Origin of the sequence: Tenacibaculum amylolyticum (assembly GCF_964511145.1) — a bacterium.
Taxonomy (GTDB): domain Bacteria; phylum Bacteroidota; class Bacteroidia; order Flavobacteriales; family Flavobacteriaceae; genus Polaribacter; species Polaribacter amylolyticum.
Map to the genome: position 1 here is coordinate 232,755 of NZ_CAZEFZ010000076.1, position 23,340 is coordinate 256,094.

General features: G+C 31.7%; 22 protein-coding genes. 16 read left to right on the plus strand and 6 right to left on the minus strand.

Annotated features, from left to right (window positions below):
* From ACKTTC_RS18985 to ACKTTC_RS19000, 4 genes are read left to right on the plus strand one after another with little or no spacing between them, the layout of a single operon-like run.
* Positions 1-939 carry an NAD(P)H-dependent oxidoreductase gene (locus tag ACKTTC_RS18985; RefSeq protein ID WP_408041445.1) on the plus strand — a complete coding sequence of 313 codons (939 nt, stop codon included), beginning with the start codon at positions 1-3 and terminating at the stop codon, positions 937-939.
* Positions 940-974: 35 nt separating this feature from the next.
* Positions 975-1,673 (plus strand): SDR family oxidoreductase, encoded by a 699-nt coding sequence (locus tag ACKTTC_RS18990; protein ID WP_408041446.1) that lies wholly within the window; start codon positions 975-977, stop codon positions 1,671-1,673.
* A gap of 35 nt (positions 1,674-1,708) precedes the next feature.
* Positions 1,709-2,794 (plus strand): ankyrin repeat domain-containing protein, encoded by a 1,086-nt coding sequence (locus ACKTTC_RS18995; protein ID WP_408041447.1) that lies wholly within the window; start codon positions 1,709-1,711, stop codon positions 2,792-2,794.
* Position 2,795: 1 nt separating this feature from the next.
* Positions 2,796-3,095 (plus strand): putative quinol monooxygenase, encoded by a 300-nt coding sequence (locus ACKTTC_RS19000; RefSeq protein WP_408041448.1) that lies wholly within the window; start codon positions 2,796-2,798, stop codon positions 3,093-3,095.
* Between the two features lie 99 nt (positions 3,096-3,194).
* On the opposite strand, the gene ACKTTC_RS19005 is transcribed toward ACKTTC_RS19000, so the two are convergent.
* The 3 genes from ACKTTC_RS19005 to trxA form a co-directional block, all read right to left on the minus strand.
* Positions 3,195-3,899, minus strand: coding sequence for a LytR/AlgR family response regulator transcription factor (locus ACKTTC_RS19005; protein ID WP_408041449.1), 705 nt, complete (start codon positions 3,897-3,899; stop codon positions 3,195-3,197).
* Positions 3,899-4,987, minus strand: coding sequence for a sensor histidine kinase (locus tag ACKTTC_RS19010; protein ID WP_408041450.1), 1,089 nt, complete (start codon positions 4,985-4,987; stop codon positions 3,899-3,901). The genes ACKTTC_RS19005 and ACKTTC_RS19010 overlap by 1 nt, the downstream gene beginning before the upstream one ends.
* A gap of 165 nt (positions 4,988-5,152) precedes the next feature.
* Complete coding sequence (gene trxA, locus ACKTTC_RS19015; RefSeq protein WP_408041451.1) at positions 5,153-5,473, minus strand: thioredoxin; 321 nt, start codon at positions 5,471-5,473, stop codon at positions 5,153-5,155.
* 201 nt (positions 5,474-5,674) lie between these two features.
* On the opposite strand from trxA, the gene ACKTTC_RS19020 reads away from it, so the two are divergent.
* The 5 genes from ACKTTC_RS19020 to ACKTTC_RS19040 all read left to right on the plus strand — a co-directional run bounded on the left by ACKTTC_RS19020 (position 5,675) and on the right by ACKTTC_RS19040 (position 10,852).
* Positions 5,675-7,045, plus strand: coding sequence for a dihydrolipoyl dehydrogenase family protein (locus ACKTTC_RS19020; RefSeq protein ID WP_408041452.1), 1,371 nt, complete (start codon positions 5,675-5,677; stop codon positions 7,043-7,045).
* Positions 7,042-7,761 (plus strand): glycosyltransferase, encoded by a 720-nt coding sequence (locus tag ACKTTC_RS19025; protein ID WP_408041453.1) that lies wholly within the window; start codon positions 7,042-7,044, stop codon positions 7,759-7,761. The genes ACKTTC_RS19020 and ACKTTC_RS19025 overlap by 4 nt, the downstream gene beginning before the upstream one ends.
* Before the next feature lie 245 nt (positions 7,762-8,006).
* A complete protein-coding gene (locus ACKTTC_RS19030) occupies positions 8,007-8,912 on the plus strand; it encodes a hypothetical protein (RefSeq protein WP_408041454.1) in 906 nt (301 codons plus the stop codon).
* Between the two features lie 101 nt (positions 8,913-9,013).
* Positions 9,014-10,555, plus strand: a complete 1,542-nt coding sequence (locus ACKTTC_RS19035) for a glycine--tRNA ligase (RefSeq protein ID WP_408041455.1) — start codon at positions 9,014-9,016, stop codon at positions 10,553-10,555.
* Between the two features lie 81 nt (positions 10,556-10,636).
* Positions 10,637-10,852, plus strand: coding sequence for a hypothetical protein (locus tag ACKTTC_RS19040; RefSeq protein WP_408041456.1), 216 nt, complete (start codon positions 10,637-10,639; stop codon positions 10,850-10,852).
* Between the two features lie 53 nt (positions 10,853-10,905).
* Here ACKTTC_RS19040 and ACKTTC_RS19045 read toward each other — a convergent pair whose 3' ends face one another.
* Both ACKTTC_RS19045 and ACKTTC_RS19050 read right to left on the minus strand, forming a co-directional pair.
* Entirely contained in the window at positions 10,906-12,570 is a 1,665-nt protein-coding gene (locus ACKTTC_RS19045; RefSeq protein ID WP_408041457.1) for a G-D-S-L family lipolytic protein, read from the minus strand.
* A gap of 16 nt (positions 12,571-12,586) precedes the next feature.
* Positions 12,587-15,418: a TonB-dependent receptor gene (locus ACKTTC_RS19050; RefSeq protein WP_408041458.1), complete on the minus strand. Its 2,832-nt coding sequence runs from the start codon at positions 15,416-15,418 to the stop codon at positions 12,587-12,589.
* A 182-nt stretch (positions 15,419-15,600) separates the two neighbouring features.
* Between ACKTTC_RS19050 and ACKTTC_RS19055 the strand changes: the two genes are divergently transcribed.
* Both ACKTTC_RS19055 and serS read left to right on the plus strand, forming a co-directional pair.
* Positions 15,601-16,536: a bifunctional riboflavin kinase/FAD synthetase gene (locus ACKTTC_RS19055; protein WP_408041459.1), complete on the plus strand. Its 936-nt coding sequence runs from the start codon at positions 15,601-15,603 to the stop codon at positions 16,534-16,536.
* 54 nt (positions 16,537-16,590) lie between these two features.
* A complete protein-coding gene (gene serS / locus ACKTTC_RS19060; protein ID WP_408041460.1) occupies positions 16,591-17,865 on the plus strand; it encodes a serine--tRNA ligase in 1,275 nt (424 codons plus the stop codon).
* A gap of 75 nt (positions 17,866-17,940) precedes the next feature.
* On the opposite strand, the gene ACKTTC_RS19065 is transcribed toward serS, so the two are convergent.
* The gene (locus ACKTTC_RS19065; RefSeq protein ID WP_408041461.1) at positions 17,941-18,084 is read right to left on the minus strand and encodes a hypothetical protein; all 144 of its coding nucleotides are present in this window, start codon (positions 18,082-18,084) and stop codon (positions 17,941-17,943) included.
* 120 nt (positions 18,085-18,204) lie between these two features.
* Here ACKTTC_RS19065 and ACKTTC_RS19070 point away from each other — a divergent pair, with 120 nt between their 5' ends.
* The 5 genes from ACKTTC_RS19070 to mgtE are packed head-to-tail and all read left to right on the plus strand — an operon-like array spanning position 18,205 to position 23,262.
* Positions 18,205-19,980 carry a tetratricopeptide repeat protein gene (locus tag ACKTTC_RS19070; protein WP_408041462.1) on the plus strand — a complete coding sequence of 592 codons (1,776 nt, stop codon included), beginning with the start codon at positions 18,205-18,207 and terminating at the stop codon, positions 19,978-19,980.
* A gap of 59 nt (positions 19,981-20,039) precedes the next feature.
* The gene (locus ACKTTC_RS19075; RefSeq protein WP_408041463.1) at positions 20,040-20,369 is read left to right on the plus strand and encodes a DUF4286 family protein; all 330 of its coding nucleotides are present in this window, start codon (positions 20,040-20,042) and stop codon (positions 20,367-20,369) included.
* Position 20,370: 1 nt separating this feature from the next.
* Positions 20,371-21,102, plus strand: coding sequence for a subclass B1 metallo-beta-lactamase (gene bla, locus ACKTTC_RS19080; protein ID WP_408041464.1), 732 nt, complete (start codon positions 20,371-20,373; stop codon positions 21,100-21,102).
* Between the two features lie 17 nt (positions 21,103-21,119).
* Complete coding sequence (gene rsmA / locus ACKTTC_RS19085) at positions 21,120-21,932, plus strand: 16S rRNA (adenine(1518)-N(6)/adenine(1519)-N(6))-dimethyltransferase RsmA (protein ID WP_408041465.1); 813 nt, start codon at positions 21,120-21,122, stop codon at positions 21,930-21,932.
* Positions 21,913-23,262, plus strand: a complete 1,350-nt coding sequence (mgtE, locus tag ACKTTC_RS19090) for a magnesium transporter (protein WP_408041466.1) — start codon at positions 21,913-21,915, stop codon at positions 23,260-23,262. Before rsmA ends, mgtE begins: the two co-directional genes overlap by 20 nt.
* Positions 23,263-23,340 lie beyond the last annotated feature (78 nt).

Sequence of the window (23,340 nt, forward strand, 5' to 3'; positions counted from 1 at the left end):
ATGAAAACAGTAATGATTTTAGCACATCCAAATTTAGAAGGATCGGTAGCTAACAAGAGAATTTCTGAGCAATTATCTCAAAAATTCGAAAACTTAGACATCAGAAATATTTTTGAACTTTATCCTGATTACAAAATAAATGTAGCCGCAGAACAAGAAGTGCTATTAAATGCAGATACTATTATTTTTCAATATCCTTTTTACTGGTATAACATGCCAGCGATTTTAAAGCTATGGTTTGATGAAGTATTCGCATACAATTTTGCTTATGGTTCTGAAGGTGATAAATTAAAAGGAAAAAACTTCCAGTTGAGTATTACCGTAGGCGGACCAAACGAATCTTATACTCCACTAGGTTACAACCATTTTACTATTGAGCAATTTACTAAACCATTGGAACAAACAGCATATTTAGCTCAAATGAATTTCTTACCTCCAATATACGAACATGGTATGGTGTATATTCCAGGAGTATATAACTCTAAAGAAATTGTTGAACAGAGAGCTGATAAACAAGTTCAAAAATTAACAAATGTTTTATCAGGATTACAAAACGTAACTCCAGAAAAAAGAATCAAAAATTTTGCAATAGAGTGGTTTCAAAACTTCGATATTTTAGCTGAAGATAATTATTTTAATAAGCATATTACAAGCAGTACAAAACTACATTTTCCAGAAGGTTTGTTTATTGGAAACGAAGGGTTCAGTGAATGGTATTCTGAAATTAAAAAGACAATTAAGCCCAACAACGAACATCGAATAGAGTCGATACATGTCTCAGAGAACAATGGGCATTTTGATGTTGATTTAGCTGTAAAACTGAAGGCCGAAACATACCAAAATGAGAGCATTCAACTCAATGTAAAAGAGAATTGGAAAATAGAAATCACTGCTGATGATTCTATTAAAATTCATGAATATCTCGTAAAGGAAGTCTAATCATAAAATTTAAAGTTCTGCTAAAATAAAACATCATGAAACAACAAATAGCATTAGTTACAGGTTCTAATAGAGGTATTGGTTTTGCCATTGCTAAAGGACTACTTCAAAAAGGCTACGCTGTTATAGCTACAGCAAGAAAAGAGATAGATGGGTTAAAAGCCAAGAGCAAATTAGAAAAATATGGCGATGTGCACTTTCATGTTTTAGATGTTTCTAATGCAGATAGTGTATATGCTATAAAAACGTTTGTTCAAAAAGAATTTGGCCATTTAGACATTCTAATTAATAACGCTGGAATTAATTACGACACTTGGCAAAATACCATTAATGCAGATTTAGAAGAAGTTGAAGAAACTATGAATACAAATTTTATGGGAGCTTGGCGTATGGCTCAAGCATTTATTCCTTTAATGAAAAAACAGCATTATGGACGTATTGTAAACGTATCTAGTGGTGCTGGAGCTATTAATAATATGGGAAGCGGAACTCCTGGCTATAGTATTTCAAAAGCAGCTCTAAATGTCCTTACAATACAGCTAGCTGCAGAGTTATATCGTCAAAACATTTTTGTAAATGCAGTTTGTCCTGGCTGGGTTCGAACAGACATGGGTGGAATGGGAGCAACCCGAAGTCCCGAAAAAGGTGCAGAGACTATTATTTGGGCAGCAATGCTTCCTGATAATGGCCCTACTGGAAAATTTTTCAGAGATAAAAAAGTAATTGAATGGTAAATCAATCATACAAAAAATCAAATTATTATAAAACTATGAGAAGCTATCAAACCATAACAATCGTAATCTTAGCACTTTTTATGTATAACTGTGCTAACTCAAAAAAAGAGACAACGGTGAAACCTCAAGATAAAAAACAGACAATAACACCAACAGGATTACCTGAATTGCATCAAGCAATTATTGATAACGACGAAATAAAAGTATTAACTCTTATTAAAGCTGGTGCCGATGTAAACCAGCTGGATTCACGTATGGGAAATGCTCCTCTGCATATTGCAGCACAAGGTGACAATCCTAAAATGATTGAAATTTTGTTAGAAAATGGCGCATTTGTAAATCTCCATACACCACATGCGGGTCATACTCCATTAATGGTTGCAGCTTGGTATAGCAAACCAGAAAACATTAAAGCTTTATTAAAAGCTCCAGATATTAACGTATATGCCAAGTCTCCTTACAGAGGTTCAACAGCAAGAAATTTTATAGGAGGCTTTGATAAAAATCGTACTTCAGAAGAAAATGCTAGATATGAAGCACTAACTGCAATTTTTGATGCATACGAAGAACAACTTAAAAATAAGATTGAGGATCAAAAAGTATATCAAGTTGTAGTAGATAATAAGTTAAGTGATTCTCAAAAAGCAGAGAAAATCCAAGAGTTAATTACGCAAGGAATTAATGTAAATACTGAATATTTTATTACGGGAAATGGTAATGATAAACATTCTCCATTATTAGTTGCTTCTAGAAATAATTATCCTGAAGTAGCAAAAGTTTTATTAGAGGCCGGCGCAGATATTGGACAAAGAGGATATTTAATGAATGCCATTGCTTTTCATAAAGCTGGATACATGGGAAATACAGAAATTATGGAAATGCTAGTCAACCATAAAGATGCGCAGAAATACATCAACGATCAAGGTTTAAATAATGGATATACCCCTTTACACGATGCAATTTGGCATGGAAATACAGAAGCTGCAAAAATATTAATAGATGCTGATGCTAGATTAGATTTAAAAACATATGAAGGTGACACACCTTTGGATTTAGCTAAAAGGTATAACTATAATGATATTGTAGACTATATAGAAAAGAAAAATAATTTAAATCAATAAAATGATCATACTCACAGTAAAAGCGACTCCACTTAAAGAACACAAACAAGATTTCATAAATGCCTTTCATGAAATTATCGATTTAGTATATGCCGAAGAAGGTTGTGTAGAATATGAACTACATACCTCTACTAAAAACGATAGTGAGTTATTTATTTTTGAAAAATGGACATCTAAAGAAGCACAAGAAAATCATATGACTACAGCGCATATGGTTGATTTTTTCAAGAAAATTGAGCCTTGGTTTGATACAGAAGCAATTATGCAGTTGTACAATGTAATAGAAGAAAAAACTTCTTAAAAACTTTTTATAATCCCCTTTTTAACTTTAAGTGTGTCCAACAAAGCCAATCTTTATAAAAGGTTGGCTTTTATTTTTTCATTCAAGAGAACTCTCAAACTATAACTTATTTGTTTCTAAATACGTTTTTAATCGATCTCTATAATTACTCCCTACCGGTATTTCGTGTTGTTCAATAAGAACACATTTACTATTGTACTGTAGTATTTTGTCTAAAGGCACAATATATGATTTATGTATTCTCATAAAGTTATAATTTAGAAGTGTGGCTTCTATAGATTTCAATGTTTTTAATGCTAAATAATAATTATTACCACATACTATTTTTGCATAATCTTTCATTCCTTCAATATAATCTATATCAGATACTTTAACCTTTACAAATTCGTCTCCTTCTTTTATAAAAAAAGATTGTGCTTCCTCTTTTACTTTTTCTACATTTGATTTTAATTGACTTTTAAAACGTTCAATAGTTTTTGTAAATCTTTCAAAAGAAACTGGTTTCAGTAAATAATCTATGACATCTAATTCAAAACTTTCTATAGCATATTCACTGTAAGAAGTAACCATAACAAATTTAGTTTTGCTTTGTGTTAACTTTACCAATTCTGTTCCAGACATTTCTGGCATTGCAATATCTGTAAAAACTAAATCTACAGTATTTGTACTCAAAAAAGAAAAGGCTCCTACAGGATTTACAAAAGTTTTTACGACTTCTATATCAGGAAATCGCTCCAAATAATGTAATAATACATCTATTGCTAAAGGTTCGTCGTCTATTATAACAACTTTATAAGAGATCATTATAATACGTTTATTTTAAGTTCAGCTAAAAATACATCGTTTTTCTCAGTTACTTTTAAACTCGAAGTTTTAGGGTATAATAATTTTAACCGCTTTTTTAAGTTTTCTAAACCTGTACCTTCTCTTTCACTAATCTGAAAATGCTGTTTTTTCTGAATACTGTTCTCTACAGAAAAAGACAATTCTTTATCTTTTATAGTTGCATTTATAAAAACAAAAGCTTTTGCATCATTAGTATAAAACCCATGTTTAAAAGCATTTTCAACAAGTGTTATTAATAATAATGGCTCTATTTGAATAGTCGATGCATCTCCAGTAACTTCAAAACGAATGTTAGCTTGTTCCCCAAAGCGAATCTTTTCAATTTCAATATATTCCTTAATAAAAGTAAACTCTTGAGTTAGCTTTATATTACTTTTTGCTGTATCATCTGTTAGAAACCGCATCATTCTTGAAAGTTTCAAAATAGTATCTGGAGTCTTTGGGTTGTTTTTTAAAGACATACTATACAACGAGTTAAATGCATTGTATAAAAAATGAGGATTAAATTGTTGTCGCAGTAATTTACTTTCTGCTTCTTCTAAGGCCTTTTTCATTGACCAAAAACGAGTATTAAAAATAAGATAAGGTTTATCTAATAGCCATAAAAAGGAAAATAAAATAGTACTTAATCCTATATAAAGCACTAAGTTTTCTAATGTTGAAAAGATTATATTATTTGGCGGTACTTCTTTAAAAACAGAATTATCTGAATACATAATAACGAACGTTTTACCACCAACTTCCTTATTATAAGCCATAATACCTAGAACGAATACTCCAAGCAATGCCCATTTTAGTTTACTTAAAAACAATCTATCTGAACGATAGATTAAATAGTAAAACAAATATGTAAGTAATGTAATTATGCTACCTTCAAATACATCTCTACCAAAAACTTTTTTATTAAAAAGATCATCTAAAGAATAGTTGTACCCAAAAGACATAATAGCTATAAATCCAGCAAAATAAACAACATGAAAACCTATCTTAAATCGTTTATACCACTTCTCATTTTTTTGCTCTATAGTATTAAAAATCAAATTCATTTTACCTTAAAAAATTATTGCTATTGTAAAAGTAGTATAAAACAGTACTTCTTTGTCGATCATAAAATATCAGTCATCGATTTATAAACTCTGTTTATCTACTATAGCTTTTTTTAAAAGGCAAAATGAATTCTAGGGATTGATTTTAATCAACTAATAAATCTATTATGCAGATTTTTGCTTATCAAGCTTACTTCTCAAGTCTTTTTCTGTAACTAACCCAACAATTCGTCCAATTTCTTTTCCGTCTGTTAATTGTACTAAAGTAGGAATGCTACGAACACCAAAAGCTGCTGCCAATTGTTGGTTCTGATCTACATTTACCTTTTTTATAGTTACTTCTCCTTCGTACTCTTTTGCTAATTTCTCTACAGTTGGTAATAATGTTTGACACGGTCCACACCAATCTGCATAAAAATCGATAAGTACATTTCTTTTATTTTCTATCGTTGTTTGAAAATCTTTTTGATCTAATTGAATATCCATAATCTATCTTTTTATTGCACTACAAAGATCTATCATATAAGCTTTTCAAAAAATGGACAAAAGTTCCTTATAGTTGGACAAACTCCTAAAAAAGAAAAACTTAACTTTACAATAGATCAAACACAAAAACCTTCTTGTAAGTTTCATCAATTATTTTAGTCTTATTTAAAAACTTAACTTTATAAAAAATCAATAACCCTTATGTTAGAATATGATTTAATTGTGATTGGTGCCGGTTCTGGTGGTTTAGTTGCTGCTACAACTGCCCAACGAAAAGGATTAAAAACTGCCTTAATTGAAAAAAATAAAATTGGTGGTGAATGTACACATTATGGTTGCGTACCCAGTAAAGCTTTATTAAATGCAGCTAAATCTTATAAAAATTTATCTAAAATGGATGCACTTGGTATAGCCGTAGAACAGCCTCCAGTAGACTTCAAAAAAATAATGGAGCAAGTAGATGCAATTGTACTAGGAATTTACCAACACGAAACTCCAGAAGTTTTTGAAAATATGGGAATTGATGTTTTTGTAGATTCATCTGGGGCAAAATTCATCGATCAACATACGATTGCTATTGGTTCAAAAACACTACAGGCTAAAAACTTTGTAATAAGTACAGGTTCTTCACCAAGGTTACCAGTTATAGAAGGCATAGAAAACGTAAAAATTCTTCATAATGAAAACTTTTGGGCATTAAGAGAGTTACCTCGTAAAATTGTATTCATTGGCGGCGGTGTTATTTCTGTTGAATTAGGACAAGCTTTAGCTCAATTAGGTTCAGAAGTTTGTATTATGGAACGTAACAGTCGTATTTTAAAAGTTACCGATCCTGAAGTAGGAGGTTATTTAACTAATGAATTAGAGAAAGATGGAATTGAATTATTATTAAATGCCACTGTTTCAAAATTTACAGATGCAAATACGTTAGCATATACAGAAAACGGAGAAACTAAAACAGTTACAGCAGACTATTTCTTTTTAGCAGCTGGTAGAATTCCAAATGTAAATGGATTAGATTTAGAAAACGCAGCAATAGAATATTCCTCTAGAGGAATTGTAACCAATCAATATTTACAAACTTCTACACCTCACATTTTTGCTTGTGGAGATGTAACAACACGTTTTAAATTTACACACACAGCTTCACATCAAGCCAATATTGTAATTGATAATATCTTACAACCAAATTCAAAAGAAAACGACTTAAGTGTATTACCGTGGGCTGTTTTTACAAATCCTCAAATAGGACATGTTGGTTTAACAGAGCTAGAAGCAATAGAAAAATATGGTAAAGAAAATATTGCTATTTTTAAAGTAGATGCAGCCATAGATAGATTTATTACAGATAGAAGTACTGGAGGATTTTTAAAGGTTCTATTCAACACAAATAATGAAGTAATTGGTGCAGAAGCTGTTGGTGCTTATGCTGGAGAATGGATACAAATTTTAACCATAGCTATAAAAAATAAAATTCCTGCAGCACAAATGGCAGATACTATATTTGCATATCCTACCTATACAGAAATTGTAAAAAAGGTATTTACAAGATACTTAAGAACCTTAGAATGAAAAACCTTCCTAAAATAACTGCCATTATTGTAGCTTACAATGAAGAGTTAATGATAGAGCAGATCATTTCAGAACTTAAAAAACAAAATTATAACGGTGAAGTAGAATACATCTTAGCAGATGGTGGTAGCAACGATCAAACAGTTGAGTTAGCTAAAAAACACCACCTTAGTATAGTTCTTAGTAAACAAAAAGGAAAAGCAGTTCAAATGAACACTGCCGCACAAGCTGCAACAGGCGATGTATTATTTTTTGTTCATGCCGATATGCAATTCCCCAACAATACATTTACTTCCATAATAGATGTTATAACACAAGGATATGCTGGAGGTGGATTTGCAAATGTATTTGATAGTCAAAATGAAAAGATTAAAAACCTTGGAAACCTTTTAAATCTTAGGTTTTTAGATAAAAGAGAACAATCCGATAAAGGTGTTTTTTATGGAGACAATGCAATTTTTGTACTAAAAGATGCGTTTCATACTCTAGGAGGATTCAAAGAAATACCAATTATGGAAGATTTTGATTTTTCTAAAAGGCTAAGTAAAAAATACAAAACCTTTAAAATAAGAGAGCCACAAATTATTGTTTCCTCAAGAAGACATATTAAAGCAGGCTTTATTAAGACAAGGTTACAATGGGTATTCATCAGGATTTTTTTCCAATGGGGAGTATCTCCTTTTTTACTAGCAAAATGGTATAAGGATATTCGATAAATATGATTTATTTTTTTAAATTGTACAACTAACTTTAAACTCAACAACTAAACTTTTATGGAAACACTTCTTTTAAATAAGCGAATCGCGAAAAGCATTGATCTATTATAATAAATAGTATCTTTAAAGGCTGTTTTTTTTGATTTAATTCAATTAATTGTATCTTGGCAGCCCTAATTAATATTCTATAACCAATTGGTTATTAGATTAATTTCACTAAAGTTCAACACCCAATAAGTAATATAATGAGTACTAAGATCCCCATGAAGCCAAACGGTTTCAAGTATTTAATTGCAGCATTGGTCATTCTATTGATTATATATTCGTTTAAGTTAAATAGCGATTATCAGAAACTAGAAGACGCTTTTTCAGAACAGAAAATAGAACTTCAGGCGGAATTAGATGAAATCATAGAAGACTACAGAAATGTTAATGTGAAGAATAAAGATTTATCTCAACGACTGGTTAAAGAGATAAATAAAATTATTCTTCTGAGAGATTCTATCAAAAATCTCAAAAAATCTAATTACAATTTAATTGTAAAATACTCTCGCAGAATTGTAAAGCTTGAAAGAGAGAACAGAAGGTTATTCATACAAGTGGATTCTCTAAACAAGCAAAACTTCGAGTTATTACAAGAAAACATTGTAGTAAAACAACAATTAGACGAAAATAATAAGTCTAATAAAACGCTGCTTAGAAAAAACAAAAACTTAGAAAAAGAGCAAGTAAAACTAAAAGCAAAAGTAGATATTGCTGGTATTATAAAAGTTAATAACGTTATTGCTGAAGCGATGAAAGAAAGAAGCAGCGGTAAATTAACAAGTACTTCAAGATCTAGAAGAACAGATGCTTTTAGAGTTAAATTTGATTTATTAGCAAATCCAGTTACTACTCCAGGAAAGAAAGAGATTCTTATCCAAATTTTAGATGAAAATAAAAAAGTAGTAGCATCAAAAGGAAATAAAAAAATAAAAAATGGTTCTACTGTTTTCTTTAGCGATAACATGTCTGCTAACTACGATAACAACCAATTAGGTGTTGTATCTTTAATTTTAGTAAACAGAGATGATATTAAAAGAGGAATGTATACAGTTAATGCTTATGTTGATGGCATTTTTTCAGGCAAAACACAAGTAAAGCTCAGGTAGATTCAGATAAAATACAAGTATAAAAAAGTGAAGAATCTTATTTTCTTCACTTTTTTATTTTTAAAATACTATAAATTAAAACCATATTATATTTTTGCACCATGGCAAAACAAGAAGATCAATTTAAAAAGGTAATTTCACACGCTAAGGAATACGGATATATTTTTCAATCTTCTGAAATTTATGACGGTCTTAGTGCTGTATACGACTATGCTCAAAATGGAGTTGAGTTAAAAAAGAATATCAGAGACTATTGGTGGAAAGCAATGGTACAAATGCATGAAAACATTGTAGGTATCGATGCTTCAATCCTAATGCATCCAACTACATGGAAAGCATCTGGCCATGTAGATGCCTTTAATGATCCTTTAATTGATAACAAAGACAGTAAAAAAAGATATAGAGCAGATGTTTTAGTAGAAGACTATTGTGCTAAAATTGAAGCTAAAATCGAAAAAGAAGTTAAAAAAGCTGCTAAAAGATTTGGAGACTCTTTTGATAAAGATCAGTTTTTAGCAACGAATCCAAGAGTTCTTGGATATCAAGAAAAAATAAACTCGATTCTTTCTAGGTTAGCAAAATCTTTAGAAAATGAAGATTTAGCAGATGTAAAAGCATTAATTGAAGAGTTAGAAATTGCAGATCCATTAACTGGTTCTAAAAACTGGACAGATGTTAAGCAATTCAACTTAATGTTTGGTACGCAATTAGGAGCTTCAGCAGATAGTGCAATGCAAGTATATTTACGTCCAGAAACAGCACAAGGTATTTTTGTAAACTTCCTAAATGTTCAGAAAACAGGAAGAATGAAAATTCCTTTTGGAATTGCACAAACAGGAAAAGCATTCCGTAACGAAATTGTAGCAAGACAATTTATTTTCAGAATGCGTGAATTTGAACAAATGGAAATGCAATTCTTTATAAAGCCAGGAACACAAAAAGAATGGTATAAACACTGGAAAGAAGCACGTTTAAAGTGGCACTTATCTTTAGGAATGGGTGCTGACAATTATAGGTTTCACGACCATGAAAAATTAGCGCATTACGCTGATGCTGCTGCCGATATTGAATTTAAGTTCCCATTTGGTTTCAAAGAATTAGAAGGAATACACTCACGTACTGACTTTGATTTAAAAGCACATGAAGAGTTCTCTGGAAAGAAATTACAGTACTTCGATCCAGAAGAAAACAAAAGTTATGTTCCTTATGTTTTAGAAACCTCTATTGGTTTAGATCGTATGTTCTTAGCTGTTTTCTCTAAATCTTTACAAGAAGAGGAATTAGATAACGGAACTACAAGAACTGTACTTAAGTTACCTGCTGTTTTAGCACCAACAAAAGCTGCTGTATTACCATTAGTTAAAAAAGATGGTTTACCAGAAATAGCTAGAAAAATTATAGATGACTTAAAATGGGACTTTACTGTCGCTTATGACGAAAAAGATGCTGTAGGGCGTCGTTACCGTCGTCAAGATGCTGCAGGGACTCCTTTCTGTATTACAGTAGATCATGATACATTAGAAGATAATACAGTTACAATTCGTCATAGAGATACTATGGAACAGAAACGTGTTAAAATAGAAGAATTAAGAGCAATTATCAAAGAAGAAGTAGATATGCGCACTTGGTTAATGAAAATGTAATAAAACACTCTTAAAATACATTTAAAACCTATCAATAGCTTTGGTAGGTTTTTTTATTTTTACCTCTTTAAAAGTTACGATATGAAAACCTTAGTTAAAATACTATTCATCATATTTCTAATTTGGATGATTATAGGCGTTTATTTACTAAACACCCAACACCCAAAAGCGCAAATTGTTATGGGCTTAGGTGTATTATACATGTCATTTATACTCATGCCTGTTTTTATATATCATCGTTATAGAAAAGGAAAGTATAAAAAGTACATTATAAATAACGATCAACAGAAAAAATAAAAGGTTGAGGATTTATTCCTCAACCTTTTATACATTATGATATTAAAAATACTCTACCTTAATAATGGCGAGTAATTTGTTGGGAAATTATTTGCATTAGCTAAACCATCTGTAGCCTCAGCAAAATTACTTCCATATGTTGTATCAATAGCTTCTAAAAACTTATTCGCCATTAAAGCATATCCTCTAGCAGTTAAATGCACACCATCTAAACTTATCAAACCACCAGTAACTAAATTAGTAGTCATGATAAAATCATCAAATGGTAATCCATTTGTAGCAGCTTCTTGTAAAATTGTTTTAAAATCAACAAAAGCTAAACCTTTGCTATCTGCAATTGTTTTTATCGTAGTATTATACGAATCTGTAGCTGTTTTTATCTCAGCTTGCTCTTGAGGTGTTAACACCCACTTATCAGCTAAAGGAAGTGTAACTCCTTCAGCAGAAAATTGCCCTGCTAAAGTTGCTGGTAATAATCCTCCACTATCAGCAATTAAAGAAGCAGCCTTTGCTTCATTAACTGTACCAATAATAGAACTACTTGGCAACACAAATAAATCGTTAGCTGTTGCAGATCTTGCCTTTCCGTATTGTTCTCCTAACAACTGCGCTACTAATGGTGCAGCAGCAGCAGGTAAACCTAAAGACTGTACAAAAGGAACAAAAGTAGGACTAGCTCCTAATGTTGCAGTAATAGCACCAGATAAATCTCTAGCATCTTCATCAAAAATAACTAAAGGGTTTGTTGCATCCGTAGCAAAAACAATTGATCTTTCTGCTTCTCCAGCTCCAGCATAAACCTGATTAATAGCTCCATACACTGTATTTAATAACGGGATTTGAGCTGCTAGTTGAGCCCCAGCATCTGTTGCTGCAGTTGGATCTAATGGATTGTAAGGAACTGTTGTAAAGTGTGCTAATGAAGTAATATATGGAATATTAGCCATTACTCCTTTAACTTCAGGATTTGTTGTTAAAGTGTTTACCATAGTATTTAAAACACTTGTAAATACATTTGGATCTGTAATATCAGCAGAACCATATGTAGAAGCGTCAAGATTTCCTAATTGGTTTACACCTGTACCTCCAGATAATGCATAACCTAAAACATCATTTCCTCCAATTTCAGATAATGTGAAAAATGTCGGATTATTTGCCATTGCATCACCTAAAACTGTTGCTGTCTCAGAAGACGAAAATCTAGCAAAATAAGGATTTGCTCTTTGCAATGGTACTGCATTTACACTTCCATATCCTGGTGCAACAAAGTGATAACTTTTTGCTCCCGGTATACCAAAGTTATTTGTTTGACTTGGTAGTTTTACTGTTACATCTGTAGTTGGTGTAGCATCTAAAACAGCAGGCGCAGAACCATTAAAAAATAATCTTGGGGCTTGAATTACATTAGGACCAAATAATAATCCTCCAATATTGTCATTCATTAAAGGTTGAGAAAAATCTCCTCCTCCTGCCATTTGAAATTTCTTTGCCATTGTATTTGGAAAAGAATTTTCTTGTGCAGCTATAAACAATGCATTATCTGTAAAACCAGCAGTAAAAGATGCTCCAATAGAAATATAATTTGAAAAATCTAATCCTGTTGCGCTAATTTCAACCACAGGTGTTTCTATTGCTGGAATTGGTTCTAAATCATTATTAACATCACATGCTGTTAAACCTAACAATGCAATTGGTAACCAGCTATATTTAAATTTCATTTTTTTCATCTTTTAGTTAGTTATTAATTGTCCAAGAAATGTAATATTGAGAACCTATTGCTCCAACACCAGGTGCACTAATATATTCTTGACCTGTTAAGTTTGCTCCTCCAATTTTAAATACTGACTTTATAGAAGGAACTCTATAATTCACTTGTGCGTCTAACACTGTTCTGGCATCAACAATACCATCTAAGAAAGTAGATTGCCATAAAAACTCATCTTGCCATCTTACATTTACATTAAATCCAAAGTTTTCAAAAACATTTGAATGTCCAAATTGGAATTTAACTTTGTGCTCTGGTGTATTAAATCCTGGTTCAAAATCTGGATCAGAGGCTTGGTTGAAATCAAACTTAGACCATGTATAATTTAAAGCAACATTAAATCCGTTAAATACTTTAGTAGTTAAACCTAATGTAGCTCCATAAGAACTAATATCTGCACTAGAATTTGTGTAAGCATTGAATACAGCTCTATCTCCGTTTGCTAAAGCCGCAAGTGCCAATGGAACTTGTGCTCCTCCTGGACCAATTGGTGCAGTATCAGAAAGATTTACATTACCATAAAGTGGTGCTACCACATTTTCTACAGAGATAAAATCTTCATAGTCGTTATAATAGATACTTAAATCAACACCTAATTTATTATCTCCAGTAGGAATCGCACTACGATATCCTATTTCATAAGCAGTAACTTTTTCTGGTTTTACTAAACCAGCATTAGCCGCTTCAGGATTTCCAGCTAAAACAGATGATAAAGAGAATGCATTTTCATAAGCCACTCTACCTGATAAAGACATCGTTGGAGCACCTACAATAGCAGCTCCAGCTCCACTTAATGTTATTGCTGGCGTAGTATATCTATCTAAGTTATCTGGTGCAGAACCTACTAAAAACGCTCTACCAACATCTAAACCAATATATTGATCTTGCGTAGTTGGGTTTCTAAAACCAGTTTGGAAAGAAGCTCTGAAATTATGATTTCTTTGCTCTCCTGCTGCATATGCAAATGAAATTCTTGGAGAGAAATTTCCATCAAAATTTTGTGCTTTATCATAACGGATAGATCCAGTAAGCTTTAACCTATCATCCATTAATTTTTTCTGTACTTGTGTATATACACCATACTCATCGTACGTAATTGGTCCATCAAAGTCTGTATAAATAGTTCCACTAGAACGTAAGTTATATTCTCTATAAGAACCTCCTACTTGCACTTCTGCAAAATCAATATATTCTTTTAAATTTAAGTTTGCATCAACGTGACGGATTTGAGATCTATCTTGGAATTTAGAACCTCTCGTTAAATCTGGTTCTGAAGTTACTGTATTAAAAGCGTTTTGGAATGCTGCAGTTCCAGGAACTAAAGCTCCTTGTTGTGCAGTATTTCTAGCGATAACATGTGCTTGATCGTTTGTAGCACCTCCTAAAACTGCTCCTAAATATCCTCCTACATATTCACCAAACCAAGTTTGATCATCTTTCCAACTTCTGTTAATGTTAATTGCAGTAAATCGTGTATCGTAAGAATCTCCTGCATCTTCAGAAGTAAGGTAACCTCTAACAAAGAAATACTTTCCTCTCAACTCTAATTTATGTTGCTCCATAAAGAAGTTCTTAATATAGTAGCGGTTTGCACCTTGGTAAATCGTATTACCTCTACCATATTTAGTATTCCATATAATTTCTAAGCGATCGTTACCCCAAGGACGGTAATGTAAAGATCCTCCAAATTTTAAACTTCTAGCATCATAATCCATTAAATCTCTCTCTTCATAACCCGTTCTACTTACATCGACACTTGGTACTAATGCTGAAGCACCAGCAGGAACAACTCCTAATCCTTCTAATATTTGAGCAACACCTCTAATATTTGTAGAAACCTCATCACCATAAACGTTTAATCCATCATAATTGATATCAGTTTCTCTTGTTCCAGAAGTATAAGCTCCATTAACTGTATTTCTGTAATCTGTAGCAAACCACTCTGTACCCTTTAAATAAGATAAGCTAGCTTTTGCAGCAAAATAATCGTCGAATGTATATGCCATACGAACACTTGCATCGTAAAATTCATTATCTCCAGCTGCTTGTTGACTTGTTAAACCTGTTTTAACTACAGCACTAATCCCTTGATCATTGAAAGGATTTTTACTTGTCATAAACATAATTCCATTAAAAGCATTTGCTCCATATAAAGCAGAAGAAGCTCCTGGTAATAATTCTACGCTGTTTACATCTAATTCAGACAACCCTAATAAATTACCTAACGAGAAGTTTAATGCAGGTGATGCATTATCCATTCCGTCAACTAATTGCATGAAACGCGTGTTAGCAAAAGTGGCAAAACCTCTTGTGTTTACAGACTTAAATGTTAAACTATTCGTATTTACATCTACTCCTTTTAAGTTTTCTAAACCATCATAAAATGAAGGAGATGATGTATTTTTAATTGCTCTCGAATCAAACCTTTCAATTGTTACTGGAGACTCCATCACTCTTTCAGGTGTTCTCGAAGCAGAAACTACAACTTCATCTAACGCTGTAGCATTTTCTTTTAATGCAACTTCAACAACTTGGTTGTTTTGCGTAATCTCTACTGTTTGTGACTGATACCCTAAAGAAGATATTACAATCGTAAATGGTGGTGTATCAGAAACAGTTAAAATAAATTTCCCGTCAAAATCGGTATTTGTACCCACCGCTTTTCGGGAAACTTTAATATCGGCCCCTGGTAAAGGACCTCCAAGACTCGCATCATTTACAGTACCTGTAATGGTAGTTTGTGCGATCATTAATGAGCTACCAAACAACGTAAACGCTGCCAATAATAACTTTTTTATCATAATGTAAATAATTTGTTAACTATTACGCAAAATACAATTTTTTTTCATTCCTAAAATATTTTGTCAGTTTTTATTAATTTTCATTCAATATTTATCGCTTTTTTTATCATTATCACATTTTATTCTCAAAAATCTCTATTTGGCATTTTAACTTGTAAATTTGTCCAAATTATATTTTCAATTTGGAAACAGTCCATTCAATTTTCAAGTTTATTCCTACACAAGAAACTTATGTTACCATAGGAACTTTTGACGGCGTACATATAGGTCATCAAAAAATTATTAAAGATTTGGTCGCCCAAGCTAAGGCTTATAATAAAAAATCTGTTTTGCTTACCTTTTTCCCACATCCAAGAATGGTACTTCAAAAAGAATCATCGGTAAGACTTATTAATACAATTGATGAACGCATTCAATTATTAGAAAAAACAGGACTGGATTATTTAATTATACATCCATTTAGTAGAGAGTTTTCAAGGCTTACTGCACTAGACTTTGTTAGAGATATTTTAGTTAACCAACTCAAAATATCAAAATTGATAATTGGTTATGACCATCACTTCGGGAAAAACAGAGAAGGTAATATTGAGCAATTAACTGAATATTCACACATCTATAATTTCGAAGTTCAAGAAATTCCTGCTCAAGACATAGATAATGTATCTGTAAGTTCTACTAAAATTAGAAATGCCTTAAAAGAAGGAAAGCTGAAAACAGCAAATGACTATTTAGGTTATAATTTTTCTATAAAAGGCAAAGTAGTTGATGGAAAAAAGATTGGAAATACGATTGGCTTTCCAACTGCTAATATTGAGATTGCAGAAGATTATAAAATTATTCCAAAAGCAGGTGTATATGTTGTGAAAGCAATAATAGCAGAACAATCTTACTTTGGTATGATGAACATTGGAAATCGTCCAACACTAAATGGCGACTCTCAAACTATTGAAGTAAACTTTTTTGATTATTCTGGAGATTTATATGGTACCTACATTAATGTAGAGTTACTTTACTTCCTAAGAGAAGAACAAAAATTTGACTCTATAGAAGCGCTTACCAATCAATTAAAAGCTGATAAAGTACAATCATTAAATTACATTCAGAATAATATAAACTAGCCGTTGTTTAAATGTTAGGCTTCTTTTATCTTTGTCGCCTAAATTTTAAACATCATGTTACAAGTTCAATTTATTCGAGACAACAAACAAACTGTTTTAGAGGGATTGGCAAAAAGAAATTTTGCGAATGCCGAAGAAATTCTTGAGGAAGTATTAAAAGTTGATGAAACTAGAAGATCTACTCAGGTTTCATTAGATACTACTTTAGCTGAGTCGAATAAATTGTCCAAAGAAATTGGTAGTTTATTTAAGTCTGGAGAAGTTCAAAAAGCAAACTTACTTAAGGAGAAAACAGGTCAATTAAAAGAAAGTTCAAAAACCTTAACAGAAGAATTAAATACGGCTACTGCTAAACTTCAAGAATTATTATATCAAATTCCTAATGTTCCTCACACTTCTGTGCCTACTGGAACTAGTGAAGATGATAATGAAGAAGTTTTTCGTGAAGGAACTATTCCTGACTTAGGAGAAAAAGCATTACCGCATTGGGAGCTTGCTAAGAAATACGATATTATCGATTTTGATTTAGGTGCTAAAGTAGCTGGAGCTGGTTTTCCTGTATACAAAGGAAAAGGAGCTAGCTTACAACGTGCTTTAATTAATTATTTTTTAGATAAAAATATAGCAGCAGGATATAATGAAGTACAAGTACCTCATTTAGTAAATGAAGCTTCTGGTTTTGGTACAGGGCAGTTACCAGATAAAGAAGGTCAGATGTATCACGTAACTGCAGATGATTTATATTTAATTCCAACTGCAGAAGTGCCTATAACAAATATGTTTCGTGGCAATTTATTAAAAGGCTCGGAATTACCAATTAGTGTTACTGGATACACACCTTGTTTTAGAAGAGAAGCTGGAAGTTATGGTGCACATGTACGTGGATTAAATCGTTTACACCAGTTTGATAAAGTAGAAATTGTTCGTGTAGAACATCCTGAAAATTCATACAATGCATTGAATGGTATGGTAGAGCATATCAAAGATATTTTACGTGAATTAAAATTACCATATCGAATTTTACGTTTATGTGGTGGAGACACAGGATTTACATCTGCACTTACTTTCGATTTTGAATTGTATTCTACTGCGCAAGAAAGATGGCTAGAAATTAGTTCTGCTTCAAACTTTGAAACGTTCCAAGCGAATCGCTTAAAATTACGTTTCAAGAATAGCGATGGAAAAAGCCAATTAGTACACACATTAAATGGTAGCTCTTTAGCATTACCACGTGTATTAGCTGGAATTTTAGAAAATTATCAAACAGAAGAAGGAATTAAAATACCTGAAGTATTAGTTCCATATTGTGGGTTCGATATTATCAATTAAATTAGTATTTAGATGTTCAGTAATCTGTGCGCGCCTCAGATTACTGGATTTCTTCAAACAAAATTTATATATCAATTAATTGGCTGCAATCGCAGTCATTAATTTTTTGTATCTATTCATTTCAAGCAAAGCTTCAAAATATTGAGATATTTGTCCATTCTTCATAAACTCCTTTGCTTTTTTATTTGTAACGTCGTATTGTCTAGATAAGTTTTTCATAATTAAATTGGTTTAGTTTCTACAATAGAGACAAACTTCGTGCCAAAATATTACAGTCCTTTTATAAAAAACTAGAGGATTTAATTAAATTTTAACATTTATGTTCCTTATTTTTGATTGATGAAAGTACGATTCCTACTACTTATTTTATTGATATATAACACTTTTAGTTATGCACAAGCTAGCACTTTTGCCTTAGCTGAAAATTATTTTAGAAATAACGAATTTAAAAAAGCTGCTCAGCTTTATAAACAACTGGTAGATAAAAGTCCATATAACACTACGTATCTACAACGACTTATCTCTTCTTATCATGAAATTAATCAGTTTGAAACCGCAGAAAAATTACTAGCTGACAAACTAAAAAACAGACCTAACCTTGCTCCTTTGTATGTGATATTAGGATACAATTACGAAAAGAAGCAAGATACTGTAAACGCAAATGTTAATTATAAAAAAGCAATTAACGGTATTATTAAAAACCCAGGTTATGGTGGTAGTATTGCAGATTTACTCAGAGGATATAATAAATTAGATTTGGCTATAAAAGCTTATAAAAAAGCTTCTGAAATAAATAAAAATGCAAATTACGGCTTTCAAATAGCCCGTATTTACGGAGAAAAAGGTGATTTTGAGTTCATGTTTAATGAATATATTAATTATCTGGATAAAAATGACAGCTATCTAAATTTTGTAAAACGAAATGTTGCTAGATACATTACAGATGATAGTGAAGATGAAAATAACATATTATTTAAGAAAGCTTTGCTACGTAAGTCGGCAAAGAATCCTAAAGATGTTTGGAATGATTTGTTAAGTTGGCTTTTTATCAAACAAAAAGATTATAGCAAAGCTTTTATTCAAAACAAAGCACTATACCAAAGAAATAATGATCGTTTGGCTGGCATTTATCAATTAGGTGAAATTGCTTTTGAAAATAGTGACTACGAAACGGCTAAAAAAGCATTCGATTTTACCATTGCTAATACAAGTTATCAGCGAGATAAATTCAATGCAATTCTAATGAATTTGCATATTGCCGTAGCTACTAAAGATCCTGAAGTAGCACAAAAATTCAAAGCTGTTTTTGATGAGTTTGGTATCAATCGAAATACGTTCCCAATACAAGTTGCTTACGCAGATTATCTAACCTTTCAGAAGAATCAACCAGAACAAGCTAAAAAAGTATTAGAAACTGCACTTCCATTTGCTACCAATAAATTTCAAAAGGCACGGGTAAAATTAAAATTAGCCGATGTATTAGTCTATCAAAACATTTTTAACAAAGCACTTATTTACTATTCTCAAATTCAAACGCAGTTAAAAAATCATGAACTAGGACAATTAGCAAGATATAAAGTGGCACAAACTTCATATTTCAAAGACGATTTTAAATGGGCCAAAGCACAATTAAAAGTTTTAAAAGGTTCTGCTACACAATTAATTGCTAATGATGCTGCTGATTTATTCCTAGTCATTTCTGATAACGAACCAAAAGACAGCATACCTTCTGGTTTAAAAGCATATGCTAAAGCGGACTTATTATCATATCAAAACAAAAATGAGGAAGCTTTAACTATTCTAGATAGTATATTAAAAAATTACAAAGGACAATCTATAGAAGATGAAGCGTTGTTTAAGCAAGCTTCTTTGTATGTAAAAAAAGAATTGTTTGATAATGCTTTACAAAATTACGAAGCTATTATTGCTTTAGATCCACAAGGTATTTTAGCTGACGATGCATACTATCGAATTGCTGAAATCTATGCCAATAAATTAAACGACATAGAAAAAGCAAAAGAATACTATCAAAAAATTATTTTTGAGTATCCATCTAGTATTTACTTAGTAGATGCCAGAAAAAAGTACCGCAAACTACGTGGTGATACTATATAATATTAGTTACTTTGCCACTTTAAAGAAGGAAACACGAGTTTTCTACAAAACAAATTAGAATGTATATATATAACGTTACCATAAATATAGACGAAAGTGTTCATGACGAATGGATTACGTGGATGCAATCACATATTCCAGAAGTATTAGCAACAGGTAGATTCTTAAGTGCTAAAATGGCACAAGTATTAGTAGAAGAAGAAATGGGAGGAGTAACCTATTCTATTCAATATACTGCAAAAACAAGAGAAGACTTAGATAATTACTATAAGCACGATGCTGAAAAACTACGTTCAGATGGTATGAAAAAGTTTGCTGATAAAATGGTAGCTTTCAGAACAGAATTAAAAGTTGTTGAAGAATTTTATCCAACAGTTACTAGTAATTAAGATGAAAAAAATCATTTTACTTTTTCTACTAGTATTAGTATCAAATTGTAAAAGTAAAATAGAAAATTATAAATCCGATATTTTAGAAATCTCTAAGATATCGGATCATGTATTTTTACATACCTCCTTTTTAAAAACTGAGAGCTACGGAAATGTCCCTTGTAATGGTATTGTAATTTATAATGAAAAAGAAGCGATTGTTTTTGACACTCCTGCAAATGAAAAAGCATCAAAAGAGCTTATAAATTGGTTACAAACTAATTTAAAAATCACGGTTATTGCTGTTGTTCCTACACATTTCCATGTAGATTGTTTAGGTAGTTTAGATTCTTTTCATCAACAACAAATTCCTTCTTATGCTTCTAATCTAACAATTGACTTGGCAAAAGGTAACAATACTACACTTCCTCAAATAGGATTTGATAATATTAAAAAATTTCAGATAGGAGATGAAAACATTATTGTTCAATACTTTGGAGAAGGACATACAAAAGATAATGTTGTTGTTTATTTTCCTAAAGACAACTTATTATTTGGTGGTTGTTTAATCAAATCCCTAAAAGCTAAAAAAGGAAACCTAAATGATGCCAATACCACGGCATGGCCAACAACTGTTTCTAAAATTAAAAACACGTATCCAAAAATTACAACTGTGGTTCCTGGTCATGGAAAAATTGGCTCTACTGCACTTTTAGATTATACCATTAAACTATTTACTAAAACCCCTGAATAAGTTGCTATCTTTGCCACATGAGTGTAAGAGCAAAAAAACATTTAGGACAGCATTTTTTAACTGATGAAAACATTGCTAAAAAAATAGCAGATTCATTAACGGGGCAAGGATATGAAAACGTATTAGAAATTGGTCCTGGAATGGGTGTTCTAACAAAATACTTATTAGAAAAGAAATCAAAAGTTACCGTATTAGAACTCGATTCAGAATCTGTAACCTATTTGCAAGAAACTTTTCCTATAGAGCACATTACACTCAACACTTCTAAAGAACATTTTTCTATTATAGAAGGCGATTTCTTAAAACAAAATTTACGTAAACTTTTTAATGGTGCGCCTATAGCTATCATTGGAAACTTCCCTTATAATATTTCTTCTCAAATAGTTTTTAAAGCTTTAGAGTATAGAGATCTCGTTCCTGAGTTTTCTGGAATGTTTCAAAAAGAAGTAGCACAACGAATTGCTGAAAAGAAAGGAAGTAAAACTTATGGAATTTTATCTGTTTTAGCCCAAGCTTTTTACGATGTAGAATATTTATTTACTGTACCTCCAACAGTATTCAACCCACCGCCAAAAGTAGACTCTGGAGTAATGCGTATGATTCGAAAAGAGAATTATACACTTCCTGTAGATGAAAAACTATTCTTTAGAGTGGTAAAAACTGCATTTAACCAACGAAGAAAAATGCTTCGTAGTAGTTTAAAATCATTTAATCTTTCGGATACCTTAAAAGAAGACCCTATATTTGCCATGCGTCCCGAACAATTATCGGTACAAGAATTCATAGTATTGACGGACAAAATTGCAAACAATGGCAATAGAGATCACTAAAGAGCTTCTTGAAAACGTTTCAAACCTAATCGCAAATCAAAAAGATTCGCAGCTTTCTGACCTATTTATAAATGTACACCATGCAGATATTGCAGAAGTACTAGATGAATTAACTTTTGATGAAGCTGTGTACATTATACGTTTGTTAGACAGTGAAACTACTTCGGAAGTTTTAATGGACGTAGACGATGATGTTCGTGAAAAAATTCTACAGCAATTATCTGCCAAAGAAATTGCAGAAGAAATTGAAGAATTAGATACCGATGATGCTGCCGATGTAATTGCTGAACTTCCTGAAGGTCGTAAGCAGGAGGTAATGAATCAGATTGAGGATGAAGAGCATGCCAAAGAAATTGTAGAATTACTTCGTTTTGATGAGAACTCTGCTGGTGGACTAATGGCCAAGGAATTGGTAAAAGTTAACGAAAATTGGTCTGTTTTAGGTTGCGTTACTAAAATGCGAGAACAAGCTACAGAAGTAACCCGTGTACATTCTATTTATGTTGTAGATGATAGCGGAAAATTAAAAGGTCGTTTATCTTTAAAAGATCTTTTAATGGCTTCTACCAAAGCTAAAATTGCCGATGTATATATTCCAAGAGTAGATTATGTAACTGTACATGATAGCGCCGAAGATGTTGCTAATAAAATGCGTAAATACGATTTAGAAGCAATTCCTGTAGTAGATGAATTAGGTATTTTAGTAGGAAGAATTACCATTGACGACATTGTAGATGTAATTAAAGAAGAAGCAGATAAAGATTATCAATTAGCAGCGGGTATTACACAAGATGTAGAAGCAGACGATGGTATTATGGAACTTACTCGCGCTCGTTTGCCTTGGTTATTTTTAGGGTTAATTGGAGGAATTGGTGCTTTTCTTATTATGGGTGGTTTCCACGATGCCTTTAAAGAAAATGCTGTTTTATTCTTTTTTACGCCATTAATTGCTGCCATGGCAGGAAATGTAGGAGTACAATCTTCTGCAATTATTGTACAAGGTTTAGCTAACGACGATGTAAAAGGAAGTATTAATAAACGTTTAATTAAAGAAATGCTTTTAGCTACCTTAAACGGATTGGCTTTAGCCATAGTACTCTTTATCTTTATTTTATTATACGACGGTGATTTTCAGAAATCTTTTGCTGTATCTGTCTCTTTAGTTGTTGTAATTATTGTTGCTGGGCTAATTGGTACATTTATTCCTTTATTTTTAGATAAGAGAGGAATAGATCCGGCGATTGCTACTGGACCGTTTATAACAACTAGTAACGACATTTTTGGTATCTTAATATACTTTAGTATTGCGAAGTTAATTCTAGGAATATAATACTTATTTAACAAAAACTTCAAATTAATCATCACTTCTAAAATTTCCATTCGTCTATACAAAACGAAACTTTTCCTT

Bases quoted from the DNA above. Each gene is read 5' to 3' on its own strand.
- ACKTTC_RS19000 (WP_408041448.1), top strand. From the start codon at position 2,796: ATGATCATACTCACAGTAAAAGCGACTCCACTTAAAGAACACAAACAA.
- rsmA (WP_408041465.1), top strand. From the start codon at position 21,120: ATGAGTGTAAGAGCAAAAAAACATTTAGGACAGCATTTTTTAACTGAT.
- ACKTTC_RS19020 (WP_408041452.1), top strand. From the start codon at position 5,675: ATGTTAGAATATGATTTAATTGTGATTGGTGCCGGTTCTGGTGGTTTA.
- ACKTTC_RS19035 (WP_408041455.1), top strand. From the start codon at position 9,014: ATGGCAAAACAAGAAGATCAATTTAAAAAGGTAATTTCACACGCTAAG.
- ACKTTC_RS19010 (WP_408041450.1), bottom strand. From the start codon at position 4,987: ATGAATTTGATTTTTAATACTATAGAGCAAAAAAATGAGAAGTGGTAT.
- ACKTTC_RS19065 (WP_408041461.1), bottom strand. From the start codon at position 18,084: ATGAAAAACTTATCTAGACAATACGACGTTACAAATAAAAAAGCAAAG.
- ACKTTC_RS19075 (WP_408041463.1), top strand. From the start codon at position 20,040: ATGTATATATATAACGTTACCATAAATATAGACGAAAGTGTTCATGAC.
- ACKTTC_RS19045 (WP_408041457.1), bottom strand. From the start codon at position 12,570: ATGAAATTTAAATATAGCTGGTTACCAATTGCATTGTTAGGTTTAACA.
- trxA (WP_408041451.1), bottom strand. From the start codon at position 5,473: ATGGATATTCAATTAGATCAAAAAGATTTTCAAACAACGATAGAAAAT.
- ACKTTC_RS19025 (WP_408041453.1), top strand. From the start codon at position 7,042: ATGAAAAACCTTCCTAAAATAACTGCCATTATTGTAGCTTACAATGAA.
- ACKTTC_RS19030 (WP_408041454.1), top strand. From the start codon at position 8,007: ATGAGTACTAAGATCCCCATGAAGCCAAACGGTTTCAAGTATTTAATT.
- bla (WP_408041464.1), top strand. From the start codon at position 20,371: ATGAAAAAAATCATTTTACTTTTTCTACTAGTATTAGTATCAAATTGT.
- ACKTTC_RS18985 (WP_408041445.1), top strand. From the start codon at position 1: ATGAAAACAGTAATGATTTTAGCACATCCAAATTTAGAAGGATCGGTA.
- mgtE (WP_408041466.1), top strand. From the start codon at position 21,913: ATGGCAATAGAGATCACTAAAGAGCTTCTTGAAAACGTTTCAAACCTA.
- ACKTTC_RS18995 (WP_408041447.1), top strand. From the start codon at position 1,709: ATGAGAAGCTATCAAACCATAACAATCGTAATCTTAGCACTTTTTATG.
- ACKTTC_RS19040 (WP_408041456.1), top strand. From the start codon at position 10,637: ATGAAAACCTTAGTTAAAATACTATTCATCATATTTCTAATTTGGATG.
- ACKTTC_RS19005 (WP_408041449.1), bottom strand. From the start codon at position 3,899: ATGATCTCTTATAAAGTTGTTATAATAGACGACGAACCTTTAGCAATA.
- serS (WP_408041460.1), top strand. From the start codon at position 16,591: ATGTTACAAGTTCAATTTATTCGAGACAACAAACAAACTGTTTTAGAG.
- ACKTTC_RS18990 (WP_408041446.1), top strand. From the start codon at position 975: ATGAAACAACAAATAGCATTAGTTACAGGTTCTAATAGAGGTATTGGT.
- ACKTTC_RS19070 (WP_408041462.1), top strand. From the start codon at position 18,205: ATGAAAGTACGATTCCTACTACTTATTTTATTGATATATAACACTTTT.
- ACKTTC_RS19050 (WP_408041458.1), bottom strand. From the start codon at position 15,418: ATGATAAAAAAGTTATTATTGGCAGCGTTTACGTTGTTTGGTAGCTCA.